Below are 18,570 nucleotides of genomic sequence, written 5' to 3' on the forward strand. Positions count from 1 at the left end.
CCAGTGTAAAATGAAAAGGCTTTTGAACTTAAATTGTTCAAAAGCCTTTTTTGATTTTGGAGTTAAGACTATTTTCATTTTTTCAACGCAAATTGATTCAAAAAAAAGGGAAGAACTTTCATAACGAAGTATAGAACTGCCGAGCTACAACCCAAATTATAAAAATGAATCAGCAGAAATCAATTTAACGCAAGTTAGAACTTACACCTACTTATTTTTTAAAGTGTGCTACCAAACCTTTGTTATTGCCTCTGGCCACATATAAAGCAAAAGGTTCAATGCTCGAACAGTATCTTCTCAATCGGTATTATCAATCCATCTTATACTCCAAAATTGGTTTACATAATAGTATGGCCATAGAAATAACGAATGTACTAGGCTCTATTCAATTTCAATGCAAATTAGATGCTTAAAGAAAACTTCGAGCATATCTAAATACGGCTAATTGCAACTACTGTTTAAAATAAAATTTTGTTAATAATCTTTTTCTAAAACGACATCCGAATTAGGCAAATATCCTGATATTTGGAAAATATCCAATAAAAGTAAATGTGTTTGTTTTTTAGATTGTGGTTCCGTTGCTTACATAGCTTATCTGCCTTAAGAAAATGTAAGCCGCTATGGTCGAATCATTTTCTGATTACCATTCATTAAAAGTTAGTTGACTGTAATTTAAATGATAAGTGCAATATACATGAGTGATTCAAAAGTTCATTTAATAAAAAAAACGGAAAATAACTACAGAGTTAAACGCCCTACTCAAACTGGTTTTTCTAGTCCTGCAACGCATTACAGCGAGCCAAGAATTGATCTGAACGAGGTTTTAGTGACTAATTCATCCGCAACTTTCTTCATAAAAGTTGCAGATGACGGGTTTAACGATTTTAATATTTTAAAAAATGATGTTCTTATAGTCGATAAGTCGTTATCCGCCAGAACAAATCAACTTGTCGTAGCCACTATCAATGACAATTTCAGTGTTATCAGAATTGGCAAAGAATATATATCTGAAATAAATATATGGGGAGTAATCACTTATATCATTAAATCTGTTTTATGATTGCTTTAGTAGATTGTAATAGCTTCTATGCCTCTTGCGAACAGGTTTTTAGACCTGACCTTAAGAAAATGCCAGTAGTTGTTTTAAGCAACAACGATGGGTGCATCATTGCTGCGAACAAAGAAGCAAAGGCTCTAACGGAAATTCCGATGTTTCAGCCGGTTTTTAAAATACAGAAATTGTTAGATAAAAGTAATGTCACGTATTTTTCTTCAAATTATACGCTGTATAATGATATGTCTCGAAGGGTTATGGACACCTTAAAAACCTTCTCGCCTCGTGTCGAAGAATACAGCATAGATGAAAGTTTTGTTGATTTGAGTATTCATCAAAATGAGTGCTATACCGATTTGGCCCATACCATTAAGAACACCATATATAAAAACACCGGAATACCAGTTGGAGTGGGTATTGCCAAAACAAAATCACTATCTAAATTAGCCAATAAGTATGCAAAAAAAATAGCTGAGAATGACAATGTGTATGTCGTGGATTCAGAAACAAAACGAAAACAATTATTGCAAAATCTAAAGGTCAAAGATATTTGGGGCATTGGCAGAAAACATGCGCTCAGACTCGAGGATAAAAAAATAAGTACGGCCTTAGATTTTGCCAATATGCCAGTGGCTTGGGTTAGAAAAAAAATGACGGTAATAGGTGAACGGCTTTGGAGAGAACTGAACAATATACCTTGCTTAGAAATAGTAGAAAAGCCAAAAGCGAAAAAAGGCATTGGAACAGCAAAATCGTTCGGATTCAAATTGACATCGTATAGTCTTATTGAAGAAGCTTGTAGTTACTATGTAGCAGAAGTTGCAGACCTTTTAAGACAACAACGTAGTGCAGCATCTCAAATCGACATTTCTTTGCAGACCAATCAACATAGTCAAATCGATAAGCAGTATAGAAACAATATTACAATATCGTTAGACACACCTACAGACAGTACCATTAAATTGACAAAGGAAGCTCTAAGGGGATTAAAACAGATTTACAAGCCAGGCTATCGATATAAAAAAGTGGGTGTAAATTTACTGCAATTGGTAAATCGTACAGATATTCAAACAAATTTGTTCGATACCCGGCACAAAAGCGAGTCTGACACTATCACCCATGTATTGGATAATCTCAACGGTAAATTCGGAAAAAATAAAATTAAACTGGCGACAGTTGGTAACCGTCATAAAGAATGGGCCCTGATCAAAGAGCACCGAAGTCCCAGATTTACCACTCAATGGGATGAACTATTGACCATAGGCGGCACTAAATAAACTAAACATCAAAAATTCACTGTTGTTAAGTTCGGAAGTTTTACCAGTGATTTTATCTGCTCTTCATAAAGTTTTAACCTACTTTAATTTCTAAGCCCAGAAAATTGAAAAAAAGAATTGGAATAGCATCTATTTTATATTTAAGATTAGTTGTTTTCACGTCGTTATGGGCGTAATTTTTTTAAATGTCTGTTTCATAGCGTAGTACTCATGTACATCATGGGGTGTTTTTCATTTGTACCATGATTATTATAAGATTGCCTTTTCGAATGCATTTCAACCTGAAAGAGCATTCCGTATTAGTCTATTATAAATCTTGTTCTTAGCAACGTAATCATGGTTTATTTTAATTCTTCGGGAGGGGAAGTCGATGTAACGGTAAACAATTCCATTTTTTCTTCTTTCCCTTTTAACAGAACGGTTTCTAAGGATTCAATTTGAAATTGAATGTCAAAATGAAGCGATTTTATTAAATTTTCGGAAGCTATGACCTCTACATCATATTGGTTACAAAGTGATTGAATTCGAGCGGTCGTATTGAGTACATCTCCGGTAAAAACAATCTCTTTTTTAAGCGCCCCTATTTCGCCAGTGGTTACCTTGCCTACGTGAAGTCCTGCTTTAAAAGTGGGCACTACACCAAAACTGGAAATATATCGATCTGCTCTTTTTCTAAGGTCTTTTCTCATGGCAAAAAAACAGTTAATACAATTATTGTTTTTGATGCCATCTTCGTATTTCCAAGAGATGACGATTTCATCACCTATATATTGATAGACTTCGCCCGAATGTCTAATAATAGCATCAGAGAAATCTGAATAATATTCCCTAAGCAGTTCAAAATATTTAATATGTCCCAATTGTTCGGCAATTGTCGTGGAGGACTTCATATCAGAAAACAGAAAGATCCGTTTCTCTTCGGTGGGTTTATGATATTTTCCCGTAAAGAAATTCATCAATACCCCATGCCCTATATTTTCGCTGATTTCAGAATAAAAAAGGCTTACAAAAAGACTGAATGAAATAGAAACCAAGGTACTCGCAAATTCAATACTGATCAGAAAGTTCGAAAACCGTTCCCAAATAATAGGATTCAAAGGAGAAGAATGCAGTTCGACTACTGCCGCAATCGGAAAGGTTATGAAGATAACAACCAGTAAGAAAAAGGTATAAAAAACCACCTTGTAACCAATTTTTTGCAAAAAACTTTTTTTTCTAAAAAGCTTACCCATCCACACTACCTCAATGGCACCGACAAGTAAGCCGACTACGGTAACAGCAATACTTGCAAAAACAAAGACTTCAAGGGTCACGTTGATTGCACCAGTTTGATTTAAATTTTGATCGTGTTTGACAGACTCTTGCGAAAACAAATTGACCCACCCAAGAACGAGCCAAATCACTCCAAATGGAATAATCCGTGAAATGTTTCGTTTTGTTTTTGGGGATAGTATCATACTTAATTTATATCGAACCCAAATTTGTTATCTCTTTAGTTCGGTTTCCAACAGTTTTAAAAAAGCATCTAAACTTTCCAATGTTTTATTCTAATCCATTTTAAAAAATAGAATAAAACACATAGCCATGCGAACGTAGTCAATATACTCTTTAGCACAGTAAATGTGCTGGATACCAACACAAAATATTCCGATAGGTCAGCGGATTTTGTAATCATCAAAATGATACAGATGTTTTCTAAATAATCAAATAGCATTGCCAAGAATGGAACGATCAATACAAACGAACCCACGCCTTTTTTTGTTTGGGTCAAATTGATCAAACGAAATAGAAAACTACTCAAGAATTGAGCGAGCAACAAGGGGTACAATAGGTCAAACAATGATAATTGCGGAAACAAGTAAAGGTTGGTAATTTGTTCGTTCATGGCATTTACGATGGATCGGGCTTCCGAAACCGAATAGCCGAAAGTTTGCAGATCAAAAGCCTTGTTGCCAATTTGATTGTTGATTCTCGGGAAAGTAAATATCATCATTAGCACTAAAACGATATGACTCGAGAGAAACAGAAACCATAAAAATTTGACGGTTGCGGTTCTAGACAATATATTTTTTAAAAATTGCATGTTGATTGGTATCTTGGTCGGAGAGAAAGACATAGGATTAACCGTTTTTCTTATTTCTCAATATTTTTACGATTCGGTTTATCACAATTTCCGATAAGTTCCATTCGTATCCCTCAAAATCGGTCGTATTTATAAATTGAACGACCACTGTATCGATGTCTTCATGATACTCCGCAAGACTTTGATAACCGGGCACTAGGCCCCCATGCTCGTACTCATATAGAGAGGAATAGATTTCCTGTTCTCCATCTTTAAAAACAGAACCATCGTTCAATGCCCTAAGAAAAATACCCACGTCTTCCGCTGTGGCCAACATTCCGTTTTCATTGGTCTTAAAATCTTTGTCAATACCAACATAATACCCGCTCATCACATCGTTTAAATTAACTTCCTTAAGGGAAAAGAATGTATTTTTTAGCCCAAGGGGAACAAGAATTTCCTCCTTTATATAGCGTTCGTGACTATAACCCATTACTTTTTCGATTATTTGGCGAAGTAATAAATAGTTCGTGTTTGAATATTCATACCCTTCATCTGGCTCAAAACTAGCTGGCAGATCAAGAGCGAATTCCAGCGCTTTCTTACCATTCTCTTGTTCGTTTTCCCAATATTTTGGATTATCGGTAAAATTGGGAATACCACTTCGATGTTGTACCATTGACCTAAGGGTTATTCTTTCTGCATTTTCGATTCTTGCCACAAGTTCTGGAAAGTAATCGGCAAGCGTATCTTCCAATGACAAATGATTATCCTTTGCTAGTCTAGTAATTGCAACCGCAACATACAACTTACTAATACTGGCAATCTTAAACAGCGATTTAGGGTCAGCGGAAATTTTATTTTCGCGATCTTTCCATCCGCCTGTATAAAATGCCGGTTGCTTGCCCCCTTGGTCAACATATACAATCATACCATCAAATCCATAACCAATGGCCTCATCTACTTGTTCTTGAACCGAATCGGGTAACGGTAATATCCATGCCTTTACCAAAATCCATGGTACGAAATACAGAGAACCTATACTCACCATAATAAATAGGATTCTGAGTATGCGCTTAAATTGTTTTTTGGCCATGCCTTACCTTTTATTTATTTCAATTACCACATTACCTCTTTTACGTCCGGAATCTACATATTCATGGGCATCTACCATTTCATCAAGCATAAAAGTTTTGTCAATAAACGGCTTTAATTCACCGTGCTCCGCTAGGGTTTTAATTTCCTTTAGATGATTAATATTTTCCTTGGTCAGCATTTTGACGGAAACAAAAGCACCTGCTTCGGTCAAGACTTTTTTTGCCCTTGATTTGGTGGTCTTGCCTACAGCATCAAAAACAATATCAAATTTTTCGGTTTGCTTAGAATAGTCCTCATTCTTATAGTCGATTGCTTTTACTGCACCAAGTGATTTTACCATGTCAACATTTGAACCACTACAAATGCCCGTGACCACTGCGCCCTGCTGCTTTGCAAGTTGAACGGCATAACTGCCCACACTACCGGAAGCACCATAAATCAACACTTGCTGACCCTTTTTTAAGTTCGCTTTCTCAAGAAGGAACATCGCGGTCATGGCTCCTACGGGCAACGCTGCAGCTTCCTCAAAGCTCAGATTTTCTGGTTTTAGGGCTACTACGCCACTTTTCCATTCTTCGGGCATGCAAATATATTCGGCATAGGAACCAGTTTTGAGCATGGTGGTCGTACCGAATATATGGTCTCCCACCTTAAATTTTGTAACCTTCTTTCCCGTTGCTTCAATAGTACCGGCCAGTTCATGGCCCAGAATTTTTTTCTTCGGTCTGAACAATCCAAAAATCAATCGTGCAGGAAGCCAAAACAAGGGTGGGAAATCTGAAGCTCTCAAACGCACATCGCCCGAAGTGACCGTTGCTGCATGAATTTTAACGAGCATCTCATTATCTTTCGGGATTGGTTTTTCCATTTTTTTTACCTCAAGTACGTTTGGCGGACCGTATTTTTCGTACACTACTGCTTTCATAATTATTGTTTTTAATCGGTCGGATGTAATTATTCACATCGTTAATAATTGTTTTTCAAAGGTGTTCGTGAACCTGCGGTTTCGCAAATCAACATCTCGGTTGGAATCTAGATTTGTTATGGCTCATTTCATATTGGAATTAAGGTTGGCTTCTTATATAGAGCCTTATTTAGGTTTTGAATATTCAATTAATTCCTCTATGTATAAAAAACCACCTTGATTCTGAGTGAGTTTTATGAAGTTTTTTACAGCAGGTGCATACAACCAAACCTCCTCTTCATTTGCGCTATACCCTCTGGAATTCGTGGTTTTACCGGTGTATTTAATGGTGTATGCCATGAATGTTCCGGCTTCTACTTTTTCTTCTCGGTATGATAAAATCTCAGCATCATGACTTTGGTTTCCCGTCGTTCCATCTTGACTTGTCCAATTGTTTTCATATTTCCACTTTTTACCCACTTCCAGAGGCCAGTCGTACTTGGGTGTTTCGCTAACTTCTGGTTTAATAATATCAGTAACGGGAATGGTATCATTTCCGATTGTCATGCCCAAAACACCATCAACACTGATTATTTCTCTTGTATCTTTTCCGTTCGAGCGTACTTCTCCTTTCGTTGTTACGCCTTTATATTTCCACACCCATTTTTCGCCAACTTGATAATCACCTAAAGTTGGTTGTTGGGTGATACCAGATTTCTCAGAGCTATTACAAGCATTATTATTAACCAAAATATTGCAATTTGAATTTTCATGTTTAATTATATTTTAAATGTACTTACTTCTTTTCAACAACATTTCTCCTCTTGTTCAGGCCATTCTTCAATACATTTTAACCCCAGCTTTAACCAAAGTCAAGAATTTTTATTTCTTGTAATCTCAGTTCAGGTTCGAGGTTACAGTTTTTACCTTTTCAATTCTTTTGTAGGTCCATTTCAATCCAAATAATGGCCTTAAAAAACCGATTCTTCTAAGGACAAATTCATAAATAAGAAAGCAACCTACCCCAGTAAAAATTACAATCGCAATGAACTTCAATAAGATAGAAATTTCCAAGGGTAATATAAATAAGGCCCCTGCGTACAAGACAAACATGTGTATAATATAAACAGGATACGCCGCTTGGCTCAGATAACTTAGGGTTTTACTGGGTTTGTTCAAGTACTTATACCCAAGACCAAAAACTCCAAAAATCCAACAATTTGATTCGATGGCCGTAAGATAACCTGGCGCTTCCGTTGCAAAAATAAAGTATCGAATACCGAACAAAATAGCAGCCAAACCAATATATAACCAGCGCCATTTCAAAACGGTCTGCCAAAATATTTTGCCACTGTACACAAAAAGGAAACCGAATAGAAAGGCCAAAAAGCCATTAAAAAAGCCATGCCACGTCTGGGCATACAATGCAAAAAGCTGTGGCTTTACCGATAAAACCTCTAGAACGAAGAATAGGGATATCAACAAAGGTCCACCGGCATGACTCAATAGGGCCAATAAAACCCTTTTAATCTTACCATTACCAGCCTTCTTCAAATAGTAAAAAAGTGGTAAAAGTGTAATCACATACACAAATATATTACCCAAAAACCATAAATGGCCTTGATGGGGAAAATACCCTATAGGCATATTATAGTAGGACTGAAAAATAAACATGTGTAAGGTGGTGATGGCAACAATACCAAATAGGAAGGGCAAGAGAATCCGTTTTGTACGCTCCAAAAGCAATTGTCTCCAATTTCGTTTACGCATGGCAAAGTAAAGGCCCATGCCCGATACGTAAAATAACAATGGAATTCGCCAAACGTTGAGCATGGTCATTGGTTTCCATAAACCCTCTAAAAATTTATCACTCTTAATAAAGCCGACAAACATCGCCCACGGTTGAAAAATTATGGCTATGTGATAGATGAGCAGCAAACCTATGGCTATGACCCTGAGCCAATCGATATCGTATCTTCTTTCTATTTTCATGGGAATATAATTTTATGATTGATTACTGCAACATCATCGCAATGACCGGACGCGTTTTTTCGATTTCCATCAAGTCTATTTGTAAACCTATCGGCCCTAATTGTTGCTGGAGCATTTCATAAATCGGCTTTATTTCCGCAAAAGGGACCATTACACTTTCCCGTGGGGTCATACCAAAGTTGTTCTTTGCAGTCTTATCGGCTTTTGCATCAATAAGCGACTGTACTACTTCAACCCTACAAAAAAATGCGGCTGTATGCAAAGCAGTCGCCCCGTCGTTATTTTTAACTGTTAAATCCGCACCGGCATCAATAAGCAGTTGCGCGATTTTATTTTTTCCGAAACTTGCGGCAGTGATCAATGGTGTAGCTCCGGTCATCGGGTCTTTTTTATTCAAATCCGTTCCTGCCGAAATATGCTGTTTAACAGCTTCTACATTATCGGATAATATTGCTGATTGAAAATCGACTTCCGGCTTAGTAACCACGGTCTTCGATTCCGTAGTATTGTTCGTCTCCGTTTTTCCTTTGTTACCAGACTGACCACAAGCAGAGGTTAATAAGAGCAGAACTAATGACATATTCGTAAAGGTTCTTAAAGAAATAATTTCAAGTGTTTTGTTCATGGCTTTGTTATTTAATTTTAATCGGTTTTCGTAAATCTTTGATTTCATGATTACATTTTTAATTGTTAGTTATAATTTTTGTTGAGATAAGGGATAAATTTTGATGCGGGTCTACCCCCTTTTTTAACCCTAGAAACTAGAATTCTGAATGATAGTAATATCTCGATTCGGCCCAACGAATTCTCTTACTGTCTTTAAAATGATTAAGTACAGTGAATCTTCTAGATTCCGTTGTTGTTCGTGTGATTGTTGCTTTCATAATTTTAATTTTCAACTTTTTCATTATTTACTCTTCGGTCATGCTGCCTGTCGGTGCTCCATCCGAATCCAATTCCAAAATATACTATCTGACGGTGTGGATAAAAAGGTGAATTTGCCATGATGATTTTGTTTTAAGGTGTATTATCTATTGAAGTTCCTGTACTGCGCCCATTGGGTTCTCTTACTATTGCTGAACGTTGAGAAGTACTGTCCTGTTCTTGATTCCGTTGCTGTTCTTGTGATTGTTGCTTTCATGATCTTAATTTTAAAATGTTCGTAATAATTTTTTTGTTGGTACAAAGGTGCTGTAGAACATGAAGCAACCCGTATGAGCTATGCAGCTAAGTATGTAAAGTTTCAGGGGCTCGTAAAAACTATGACGCAGAGATGTAAATTATGACGCAAAACATGAACTTTCCGTCAAATTGGTGACCTTGGGGATTACGGATAATTGTTAAGATTTTACTTAATTTAGAGCCAGTAAAAAATAACATGTCAAATCCAACGGCCCATAAATCAACCTTTATCGAAGAAGCGGAAGCCCTGATTCTGAATAATTTGACCAATGAGCAATTTGGTGTTTCAGAATTGGCAGATACTATGCATATGAGCCGGTCTAACCTGCTCCGGAAAATCAAGAAAGAGACACAACTTTCTGCAAGCCAATTCATTCGTCAAGTTCGTTTGAAAGAGGCTATGGAGTTGCTAAAGGAAGAATCTTTAACCGTTTCCGAAATCTCGTATCAAGTAGGTTTTGGAAGCACCTCATACTTCATCAAATGTTTTCGAGAACAGTATGGACACTCTCCTGGGGAGGTCGGAAAGGGCACCGTCTTGGAGAAAACAGAAAAGGTTCAGACCAACTTTTTAAAGCAATACGGTTGGCCTCTTATGGTTGCAATATCCTTAGCAATAATAATTGTGACCGTAATACTGTTCAATAAAAAGGATATTATAAATAAACCGAAAATTGAAAAATCCATTGCCGTATTGCCATTTAAAAATGAAAGCAGCGATTCCACCAATCTTTATTTTGTAAACGGACTTATGGAATCTGCGCTGAACAACCTTCAGAAAATTGAAGATTTACGTGTTATCAGCCGAACCTCTGTAGAGAAATACAGAAAAACAGACAAGGGCATCCCGGAAATTGCCGAAGAACTTCATGTGAACTATTTGGTAGAAGGTAGTGGCCAGCGCGTTGGCAATCAAGTTTTGCTCAACGTTCAATTGATCGAAGCCTCAACTGACACCCCTATTTGGATGGAACAGTACAATCGAGAAATAGAAGATATATTTGGGTTGCAGAATGATGTGGCGAAGAAAATTGCAGATGCCATTGCAGCTGTAGTTACACCTTCTGAACTAGAGCAAATTGAAAAAAAACCGACCAAAAACCTTTTAGCCTACGATTACTATCTACAAGCATTAGATCCCTATTATTTACGCACGACAGAAGGCTTGGAAAAGGCTATTCCATTATTTGAAAAGGCCATAGAACAAGATCCGGAGTTTGCCTTAGCTTACGCCAACATCGCTATTTCCTACTATCTTCTCGAAATGTCCCAAATCGAGAAACAGTATACCGAAAAGATCAATAATTATGCAGACAAGGCCCTACTCTATGATTCAAAATCTGCAGAAAGCTTGGTCGCGAAGGCTTTTTACTATATACAAACAAAGGAATACAAGTTAGCTCTACCTCATCTCGATAAGGCTCTTGAGTATAATCCAAATTCATCATTGGCGGTACAAATGCTTGCGGAATTTTATTCTCATATGATTCCCAATACCAATAAATATCTTGAGTACGCGCTAAAAGGCGTTCAGCTCAATATCGCCAGTGATTCCGCCACCCAGAGTTATACATATTTACAGTTAAGTAATGCCCTGTTGCTGTCAGGTTTTATGGATGAAGCGCTAAAATACGTTGACATGTCTTTAGATTACAGTGCCGAGAACTATTATGCACCTCTTTTAAAGGCATTCGTACTCTTCGCTAAGGATGGGGATATTGAGCGAACAAGAAATTTAGTAGTAAAAGAATGGAACAAGGATACCACTCGTCTAGACCTATTACAAAATATTGGCAAGTTGTTCTATTTAGAGGAAAATTATAAAAAAGCCCATTTTTATTATTCAAAATTTGTAAAAGCGAGGGAGGCAAATGGTCTGGGCATTTATCGGCAGGAAAACGCCAAAATTGCACAGGTATATAAAAAAATGGGGCTAGACTCCGAGGCTGAGAAACTTTTTAGAGATTTTTCAGAATACTGTAAAGAAGATAAGTCTTCTTACCAAAGTATTAATCTGGTTTGGAAATATGCCTATGAAGGGAAAATTAATGAGGCCATCGAGCAACTCCGAATATTTTCAGAAATAGAGAATTATATTTATTGGTTTTTGTTAATTGAAAATGAACCCCTAATTAAACCATTGAATGAACATCCGGAATTTGAGCCCATTATACAAAAGATTATTGACCGGTTCTGGAAAAATCAGGCGAATCTAAAAAAGTCTTTAGAGCAGAAAGGCCTCATTTAAAGTAAGTCAGATTTTTCAATTTACAATAGACTTAGCAACACTGGTCATCAAGTTTATCATCATTGAAAACATACAGACTATCGATCGACCATACTATGATAGTATCTCCAAGAATTGAGTGTTATAAGTATTGAACGACCTGTTGACTTTTTAAGAGGATTAAATACTGAAACAGTAAGTACTTGGAGAAGGGCTAAAAAAATAAACCCTGACAATCTAAAAGATTATCAGGGTTCGAATACTAAAGTCGGGGTGGCAGAGTTAGAACCCCTACCCTATTCCATTAATAACCAACTTGTTATGATCAATTTTTCAATATAGGTAACCGAAAAGGTCTCCCTAAAAGGCTTTTTGAAGCTTTCATATCTTAAAAATAAGAAAAGAGTATCAAAACGATATGAATCTATTTGAATTTTACAAAACTTATGTTTAGAGCTCAATTTAGACAACAACCTAAGCATCCCAATCCTTATCCCTAATTTCCCCAGTTTGATAAAACTGCCTCACAAGTTTAATGTACTCAATAAAATCTTTGTTTTCATCTGCTAACCTGTTAGCGGTATTCCAATCAATTTCTAGTTTTTCTTTGGCAGGAATAATGATCTGACTTTCGGAAGGATTTTCTATATCTAATTGGATAAAGCCTATTCCATGTAAACTAGACAACATTCTTAGTTCTTTTAAAGTCTCTGCTCCCTCAATCTCACTTGCTACCAAATAACCAAAATTTGACCAAGATGAATTACTAACTGTCTGAAAAAATACCTCTCTAATGTTTGAACGATTGACCAATATTTTCACTTCAAAAGACCAAAGTTTGGTTCTTTTATCTGCATACTGACCTACACAATCTTTAATTTCCCTATTCCAATCTTGGCTTAAATCCTCCATACCTACCAAATCGGGATAAAGCCATTTATTTCCTTTTGGTCCATGAGAGTTCTTTGACCGCTTCTCGTCAATACGCTTACTATAAACTTCTAATTCAGACCATAGAAAATCACTAAGCATTGGGTACAGGTCATGCTCCTTGATTGAAGTAACACCTGATTCATTAGTACTAATTGTTTCAGCTCTTTCAATTTCGGCACTATCAGATGACTCGGTAAAGTAATATTTGCGGGGTCGTCCTTCGGTAGTCTTTATTTCAGGATACTTTTTTTGAAGGCGTGGACGTTGAGAACTTATTTCGGCAATTACTTGTTGAATAACCGCATCATCATCTTTTAGAGGAATTACAGTAGCTTTGGAGCGACTCTTTTTTCTTTGGATATAATCTGGATAGGTTTCAAATATCCAGGTAGCAATTTCGCGCGCCGTATAACGTTTTTCAGGACTCTCTTTCAAAAAGTCGAGCACCTTATTTCCTAGATTGAATGCCATGTTGAATCTTTCTTTTTTTTGTTGTTTCTTTCAGCTTTTTAAATAGCATTACCATTGCCCAAGTGTCTAATTTACAATATTCCAAAAGCGCAGCTCTTACCTGTGCTTTATCCTCTTTGAAATTCTTATCCAATACCATTCGTCCCCAAAGGTCTAATGCCATAGTACCGTTTTGAACCCCTAAGTCATCATAGGATAATTCGGGTAATAAGACAGGTAAAACTTTTTTGATTGAGGTAGAGCCATGAAAACGATAATCTACATATTCTGATTTAAAAATATCCTCCAAATCAAACATGTTCGAGTTCATGAACTCTAAATACTCCTGATATTGAGGCAACCATTCAATCATATCCTTATTACGCCCCATCTCAAAGCTCTTATGCCACGAAATGAATGTTCCTATCGTTCCTGTACTATCTGACATAAATTGAACCATCTGAGTTGGTATTTCTAATTCATGAGCTAGAAACTCAAAATGCTCTATTGAACCATCGGACTGTATCGTATGTATAGATACCTGAAAGGGAATATGCTGATGCGGTCTTACGCCGTCAATCTTGGGAACAGCACTTGCATAAGTTTCATAATCGATAAAATGAAGCGGGAATTCTAACGATGATAGAATCTTAGCTATTCTCGCCTTTTCAATTATTGGTTTTCTATGACGAAAGGATTCAATCTGCAATTCCTGTTTGGCATTCAACTTAAAATTATTAGGGATTTCTCCAATGCTCAAAACACCTTCGTTATTTAAATCTTGAATTTTATTAGCTCTAATATTACCTATCTCATAAATACTGAATTCTGGTATTTCAGTATTAAAAAATGAAAAGCTATCGCAATGATTGGAACGTGTATTTAACCTGCATGAACATTGTGAAGTATCTATCGATTTTTGATTGATATAGTGCGCTGCTTGTTCAATCTCTATAGAAACTTCCGAATACAGCCCCCTAATCTTTTCAGTTACATCTTCAATATTTAATAATTGTTCAAGGTCTATTTCACCATTGCGGACATATTCCTTGTTTAAGTGAATAATGGACACATTCGATACACTCAATCCATTCTGCTCTAAGACATATTTTTGAAAACAAGCATCTTTTAAATGGTTGTGCTTTTTGTCCGTTTTAACACTAGTCGATGATTTAACTTCATATAAGTGCCAGGTATTATTTGGCAGATGTTCTAAAATATCAACACGAGCAAACACACCTATATTTGTTTCAAAAGCAGCTTGAAAAAAGCACAAGCCACCATTCTGTAATATTTTTTGAGTGTCTTTGGGTGTGCCAAATTCTGGAAGTTCAATACCATGAGGGAAGAGTTTCTGAGCTTGTTCTTCCACCTCATATCCTTCTTCAATAAGTTTTTGAAGAAAAAGTGAAAACTCACCATTTGGATAATCATCCGGTTGGTTTTTCAAAAGCCATAAAGATTCAAGACAGTTTAGATATTGTATGAAGTCCGTCTTAGTTAACATCATAACTTATCATTTAAGCTTAAAAGCTCTTGTTTTTTAATGTTCAACTCGGTATTCAATTCAACTTTTTTATTGAACTGTTTCATCTTAGAAAGTGCCGCCTTTAATCTCAGTATTTCTTTTTCTACTGTATCTATCTGCTTTTCATACTCGACTATCTTTTTTAGAGATTTTTTTCTCAAATCAGGTTTACCTGATAATTGCACACAAAAATCCTTGAAAACGTAATCCAGATTTTTCTTTAGATTAAGGCAGAATTTTTTCTTTTCAGGATTGAACCAATTTGTTTTAAACGTCCAGTCAATTACGGAGTTATCCTCATTAAGTGGATTTGGGTGTTTAGTAGAAGACGAGAGATATGCCTCGCTATTAAACCTCATCAAAAAAATAATTGGATACGGAATTGATTTATCAATGGTATCTAATACAACTTTAATGTTTGACTTCGATTTAAGTTCAATTTCGAATATTTGAATTTCTTGAATTTCCTTAGTCTCTAAGTTAGTTGTCTTTCTTGAAAGTTTATTAACCCAAGTAATTCGCCCAACTTTATCAACAAAAAGTTTCTTTTGCTTTGCAGTAGTATAAGAGTCGAATGCATTTTTAGGAACAATCTTATTTACCTGCGTGCTTATGGGAAGATTGAAATAACCCATTATCGGACAATTAAGAATGAAATTAGCTTAAAGTCTTCTATACCCTTTATTTTATCTTGTAATGCCGTTGTACCTCCCGATTTAAAGAGGCTTAAAACTTCTTTTTCTTCTTCAACCCTCAGAATACTTCCGATACTCTTTTTCAATAGTAAGGAGTACTCTTTCATATCGTGATACTCATCTGTCTCCTCACTTAATTCTTGGCATAAATCGGCAATCGGTTCATGTATTCCTTTACAAAGCATTCTAACAGCATCCAAGATTTTCTTAGAATCTACATGGTTTAAAAGTAATTCCCCTGAGTTTTTGATGTAAACCATATAATAGGGATGAAGCCTATTGAGTCTATCGATATTTACGCCTGAATTCAAATTTTTCAGAATATAGATTACACCCTGTTCAAGTATAGGGGTAGACTTGACCACCGTATGAAGTCCCTCCGGTATATCTTTCAATTCCCCGTAAACTTTAATTAAATTGGTTAAATCAACTCTAAAATCATTCAAACCAAGGTCGGTAATACTGACCCCTTCCCTTAAATCCTCTAGGTCAATAACTTCTTCCTGTAATTTTTGCAGTTGAATCTTCCGATAATCCAAATCTTTTTCGTCGGTGTTGAGAATGTTATCATCCCCTGTACTCGCCATGTTGCTGATTAACATTTTACTTTCGACACGCTGTTTTAGATTGATATAATTATCTAGTGTTATATCTGGCCAGAAATTAACCATTGTAATACTGTCATTTTTAGAACCTATACGGTCGATACGCCCAAAGCGCTGAATAATCCGAACGGGATTCCAATGGATATCGTAATTAATCAAGTAGTCGCAATCTTGAAGATTTTGCCCTTCAGAAATACAATCTGTTGCTATGAGTAAATCTATAGATTCCTTTATTTGAGGATAGAGTTGGTTCTTATCTTTAGACAAAGGCGAAAAACAAGATAAGATGGCATTCAAATCTGGTGGGATTTTCTTGGTGTTGCTGATTTTTCTTGAACCAGTAACCAACGCGGTATTCAATTCGTATTTATCTTTGAGATGCTTGCTCAAATGCTCGTTAAGATAATTTGCAGTGTCGGCAAACGCAGTGAACACAATTGCCTTCTTGTTGTCTTTATTAAAAGGCTCTTTAATTTTGGCATCCAATAATGCGACCAGCTTTTGAAGTTTGGTGTCTTTTTCACCACGAATATCTACAATACTGCTCCATAGACTCCTCAGGATTAGCAAATCTTCATTTAGGTCTTCACGCCATTTTGTAGCGTCCATATCACTAATGTGAACCTTGATTTTTTTACCGATAACACTTTCTTCATCGCCCCAATCAGCTTCCCAATCAAAGTTTTCATCATCAAGTTTTGCTTGTAGTCCCTCATATTTTCCAGAGCTACCCTTATCAATGATTTTAACAGCGTTCTCTATTTGTGAAATCACCCCTTCTAAGGTTATTCTAAAAGAATCTACTGAACTTTCTAGACGCTTTAAAAGATTTATCCGCATCAAAATGCGCAAACTTTTTTCACGGTCAATCTGCGTTAATCTCCCAGATTTAACAGTTTTATCATATAAATCCGCATAGAGCTGCATCTTGCTCGGAAGAATATAATTTAAGGGGGTATAAATAGATAAGTTAAGTAATGTCAGCTTCTCGGCTATATCTACATAAGTAACATCCATTGAGTCCGTTAAAGGGCTTTGTATGGATACGGGCTTGTTACGTTCAGGAAACTTCCCAATTGCGGAAGTATCATAGTATGTTGTGATATGTTTTCGAGAACGAGCTATTGTCAGGGAATCTAAAATTTCAAAGAAATCAAAATCCAGCATCTCCAACAAAGCATCGGTAGTTCGCTCGGCGGTGTCGTACTTGCTCCAAATGTTGAATGCGGTTTGCGCTCTTTTAAAAACTAAATCTATCCCCTTATCGGTTTCTAGCTTTTCGTCGATATTTACCGCTTCTCCCTCATAAGCCAATGCCAATTGATTTTTCAAATCGTTGAAACGATTATTTACAGGGGTAGCTGAAAGCATCATTACCTTAGTCTCAATGCCTTCTTGAATAACTTTTCGAAGTAGTTTTTGGTATCTATTTTCTTTACCTACAACCGTATTGTTATTTCTAAAATTATGAGATTCATCAATAACAATAAGCCCATAATTGCCCCAATTAACGGATTCTAGATTTCGCCCGTTACTCGTTCCTCTGTCTCTAGATAAGTCAGTATGAAACAATACGTCATACCGAAACCTATCTTTTGCCAGAATGTTGTTCTTATCATTATGGCGATAGGTATTCCAATTCGCTTCAAGCTTCTTGGGACACAGTACAAGTACATCCTTGTTCCGCATCTCGTAATATTTGATGACTCCAAGAGCAGAGAAGGTCTTACCTAAACCAACACTATCAGCGAGAATGCAGCCCTTATATTTTTCTAACTTGTTTATCGCCCCAATAACCGCGTCTTGTTGAAAATTATAAAGCTTGCTCCAAACTACAGATTCTTTAAAACCTATCTGGTCATTGGGTAGATTATCAATAGAAAGGTCGTCTAAGAAATCGTTGAAGATATTGTAGAGTGTTATGAAGTAGATAAATTCAGGGCTATTCTCTTTATAGGCACTTTCAAAATAGTCCTGCACCTTTTCAGTTACATCCTTTAAGTATTCTTCATTTTCCCAAACCTCGTCAAACCAATTTATATAAGCCTTGCTATCAGGAAAATTGGTTTTTTGAATTAGCGTTGGAAAACCTTTTTTTTGGGTAATACCCAAATCAGAAGATGTGAAACTGCTAATGTTGGAATAAGCATACTCTTTATCCTCTTTGTTCTTAATATGAATCATCCCGTTCAATGGAAGATTACTCTGCTTATTAGATTTGAAAGTCACCTTATCCCTAACCCATTTAGAACACTCTTTGGCGATTGCCCGCTGGTTCAATTGGTTCATCAACCGTAATTCAAACTCACCTCCACATAATTCGGATTCCTTATAAATATGTGGTATATAAAACTTTCTGTCTTGCTTTTGAAACTCTTGGTCGATAAAGGTAGGGGAAGAAAAAATAAACCGTAATTCGTCTATCTTACCTAGCTCTTTTTTTAATGCTTCAAATGCATAGATAGAGAAAGAAGCGGCTGCGATACTCAACTTGCATCCCTTGCCGATACTTTCTTTTAAATCGTCACCTAGACGGTTATTTACATTATCTATTAAATTCATT

General features: G+C 36.2%; 15 protein-coding genes. 3 read left to right on the top strand and 12 right to left on the bottom strand.

Translation table 11 applies throughout. The features are described 5' to 3' along the window. Positions 1 to 694 precede the first annotated feature (694 nt). Together IV512_RS11930 and IV512_RS11935 are read left to right on the top strand one after the other, a co-directional pair. Positions 695 to 1,060, top strand: a complete 366-nt coding sequence (locus IV512_RS11930) for a S24 family peptidase (RefSeq protein ID WP_209403632.1) — start codon at positions 695 to 697, stop codon at positions 1,058 to 1,060. After that, entirely contained in the window at positions 1,057 to 2,331 is a 1,275-nt protein-coding gene (locus IV512_RS11935; protein ID WP_209403633.1) for a Y-family DNA polymerase, read from the top strand. Before IV512_RS11930 ends, IV512_RS11935 begins: the two co-directional genes overlap by 4 nt. Before the next feature lie 341 nt (positions 2,332 to 2,672). Here the strand turns inward: IV512_RS11935 and IV512_RS11940 are convergent, their stop codons facing one another. From IV512_RS11940 to IV512_RS19970, 8 genes are all read right to left on the bottom strand, one after another. After that, positions 2,673 to 3,788, bottom strand: coding sequence for an adenylate/guanylate cyclase domain-containing protein (locus IV512_RS11940; RefSeq protein WP_245224769.1), 1,116 nt, complete (start codon positions 3,786 to 3,788; stop codon positions 2,673 to 2,675). A 68-nt stretch (positions 3,789 to 3,856) separates the two neighbouring features. Then, positions 3,857 to 4,324, bottom strand: a complete 468-nt coding sequence (locus IV512_RS11945) for a hypothetical protein (protein ID WP_209403635.1) — start codon at positions 4,322 to 4,324, stop codon at positions 3,857 to 3,859. Between the two features lie 127 nt (positions 4,325 to 4,451). Beyond that, entirely contained in the window at positions 4,452 to 5,489 is a 1,038-nt protein-coding gene (locus tag IV512_RS11950; RefSeq protein WP_209403637.1) for a serine hydrolase, read from the bottom strand. 3 nt (positions 5,490 to 5,492) lie between these two features. Continuing rightward, entirely contained in the window at positions 5,493 to 6,416 is a 924-nt protein-coding gene (locus IV512_RS11955; RefSeq protein ID WP_209403639.1) for an NAD(P)-dependent alcohol dehydrogenase, read from the bottom strand. Between the two features lie 165 nt (positions 6,417 to 6,581). Further along, positions 6,582 to 7,145, bottom strand: a complete 564-nt coding sequence (locus tag IV512_RS11960) for a hypothetical protein (protein ID WP_245224771.1) — start codon at positions 7,143 to 7,145, stop codon at positions 6,582 to 6,584. A gap of 147 nt (positions 7,146 to 7,292) precedes the next feature. Beyond that, on the bottom strand, positions 7,293 to 8,387 hold the full coding sequence (locus IV512_RS11965) for an acyltransferase family protein (RefSeq protein WP_209403641.1): 1,095 nt from the start codon (positions 8,385 to 8,387) through the stop codon (positions 7,293 to 7,295). Positions 8,388 to 8,409: 22 nt separating this feature from the next. Then, the gene (locus tag IV512_RS11970) at positions 8,410 to 9,060 is read right to left on the bottom strand and encodes an ankyrin repeat domain-containing protein (RefSeq protein WP_245224773.1); all 651 of its coding nucleotides are present in this window, start codon (positions 9,058 to 9,060) and stop codon (positions 8,410 to 8,412) included. An 88-nt stretch (positions 9,061 to 9,148) separates the two neighbouring features. Further along, positions 9,149 to 9,271: a hypothetical protein gene (locus IV512_RS19970; RefSeq protein WP_256439303.1), complete on the bottom strand. Its 123-nt coding sequence runs from the start codon at positions 9,269 to 9,271 to the stop codon at positions 9,149 to 9,151. Between the two features lie 494 nt (positions 9,272 to 9,765). On the opposite strand from IV512_RS19970, the gene IV512_RS11975 reads away from it, so the two are divergent. After that, positions 9,766 to 11,817 (top strand): helix-turn-helix domain-containing protein, encoded by a 2,052-nt coding sequence (locus IV512_RS11975; RefSeq protein WP_209403643.1) that lies wholly within the window; start codon positions 9,766 to 9,768, stop codon positions 11,815 to 11,817. A 453-nt stretch (positions 11,818 to 12,270) separates the two neighbouring features. Here the strand turns inward: IV512_RS11975 and IV512_RS11980 are convergent, their stop codons facing one another. The 4 genes from IV512_RS11980 to IV512_RS11995 are packed head-to-tail and all read right to left on the bottom strand — an operon-like array spanning position 12,271 to position 18,569. Then, positions 12,271 to 13,200: a COG2958 family protein gene (locus IV512_RS11980; RefSeq protein WP_209403645.1), complete on the bottom strand. Its 930-nt coding sequence runs from the start codon at positions 13,198 to 13,200 to the stop codon at positions 12,271 to 12,273. Then, the gene (locus tag IV512_RS11985) at positions 13,178 to 14,689 is read right to left on the bottom strand and encodes a DUF2779 domain-containing protein (protein WP_209403647.1); all 1,512 of its coding nucleotides are present in this window, start codon (positions 14,687 to 14,689) and stop codon (positions 13,178 to 13,180) included. The genes IV512_RS11980 and IV512_RS11985 overlap by 23 nt, the downstream gene beginning before the upstream one ends. Further along, positions 14,686 to 15,342: a DUF4391 domain-containing protein gene (locus IV512_RS11990; RefSeq protein ID WP_209403649.1), complete on the bottom strand. Its 657-nt coding sequence runs from the start codon at positions 15,340 to 15,342 to the stop codon at positions 14,686 to 14,688. The genes IV512_RS11985 and IV512_RS11990 overlap by 4 nt, the downstream gene beginning before the upstream one ends. After that, positions 15,342 to 18,569, bottom strand: coding sequence for a helicase-related protein (locus IV512_RS11995; protein WP_209403651.1), 3,228 nt, complete (start codon positions 18,567 to 18,569; stop codon positions 15,342 to 15,344). The genes IV512_RS11990 and IV512_RS11995 overlap by 1 nt, the downstream gene beginning before the upstream one ends. Position 18,570 lies beyond the last annotated feature (1 nt).

The sequence above is a fragment of the Pseudozobellia sp. WGM2 genome (genome assembly GCF_017810075.1).
Taxonomy (GTDB): domain Bacteria; phylum Bacteroidota; class Bacteroidia; order Flavobacteriales; family Flavobacteriaceae; genus JADNYK01.

Coding starts and splice junctions, on each gene's coding strand:
- IV512_RS11930 (WP_209403632.1), top strand. CDS start 695: ATGAGTGATTCAAAAGTTCATTTAATAAAAAAAACGGAAAATAACTAC.
- IV512_RS11935 (WP_209403633.1), top strand. CDS start 1,057: ATGATTGCTTTAGTAGATTGTAATAGCTTCTATGCCTCTTGCGAACAG.
- IV512_RS11940 (WP_245224769.1), bottom strand. CDS start 3,788: ATGATACTATCCCCAAAAACAAAACGAAACATTTCACGGATTATTCCA.
- IV512_RS11945 (WP_209403635.1), bottom strand. CDS start 4,324: ATGATGATATTTACTTTCCCGAGAATCAACAATCAAATTGGCAACAAG.
- IV512_RS11950 (WP_209403637.1), bottom strand. CDS start 5,489: ATGGCCAAAAAACAATTTAAGCGCATACTCAGAATCCTATTTATTATG.
- IV512_RS11955 (WP_209403639.1), bottom strand. CDS start 6,416: ATGAAAGCAGTAGTGTACGAAAAATACGGTCCGCCAAACGTACTTGAG.
- IV512_RS11965 (WP_209403641.1), bottom strand. CDS start 8,387: ATGAAAATAGAAAGAAGATACGATATCGATTGGCTCAGGGTCATAGCC.
- IV512_RS11970 (WP_245224773.1), bottom strand. CDS start 9,060: ATGAAATCAAAGATTTACGAAAACCGATTAAAATTAAATAACAAAGCC.
- IV512_RS19970 (WP_256439303.1), bottom strand. CDS start 9,271: ATGAAAGCAACAATCACACGAACAACAACGGAATCTAGAAGATTCACT.
- IV512_RS11975 (WP_209403643.1), top strand. CDS start 9,766: ATGTCAAATCCAACGGCCCATAAATCAACCTTTATCGAAGAAGCGGAA.
- IV512_RS11980 (WP_209403645.1), bottom strand. CDS start 13,200: ATGGCATTCAATCTAGGAAATAAGGTGCTCGACTTTTTGAAAGAGAGT.
- IV512_RS11985 (WP_209403647.1), bottom strand. CDS start 14,689: ATGATGTTAACTAAGACGGACTTCATACAATATCTAAACTGTCTTGAA.
- IV512_RS11990 (WP_209403649.1), bottom strand. CDS start 15,342: ATGGGTTATTTCAATCTTCCCATAAGCACGCAGGTAAATAAGATTGTT.
- IV512_RS11995 (WP_209403651.1), bottom strand. CDS start 18,569: ATGAATTTAATAGATAATGTAAATAACCGTCTAGGTGACGATTTAAAA.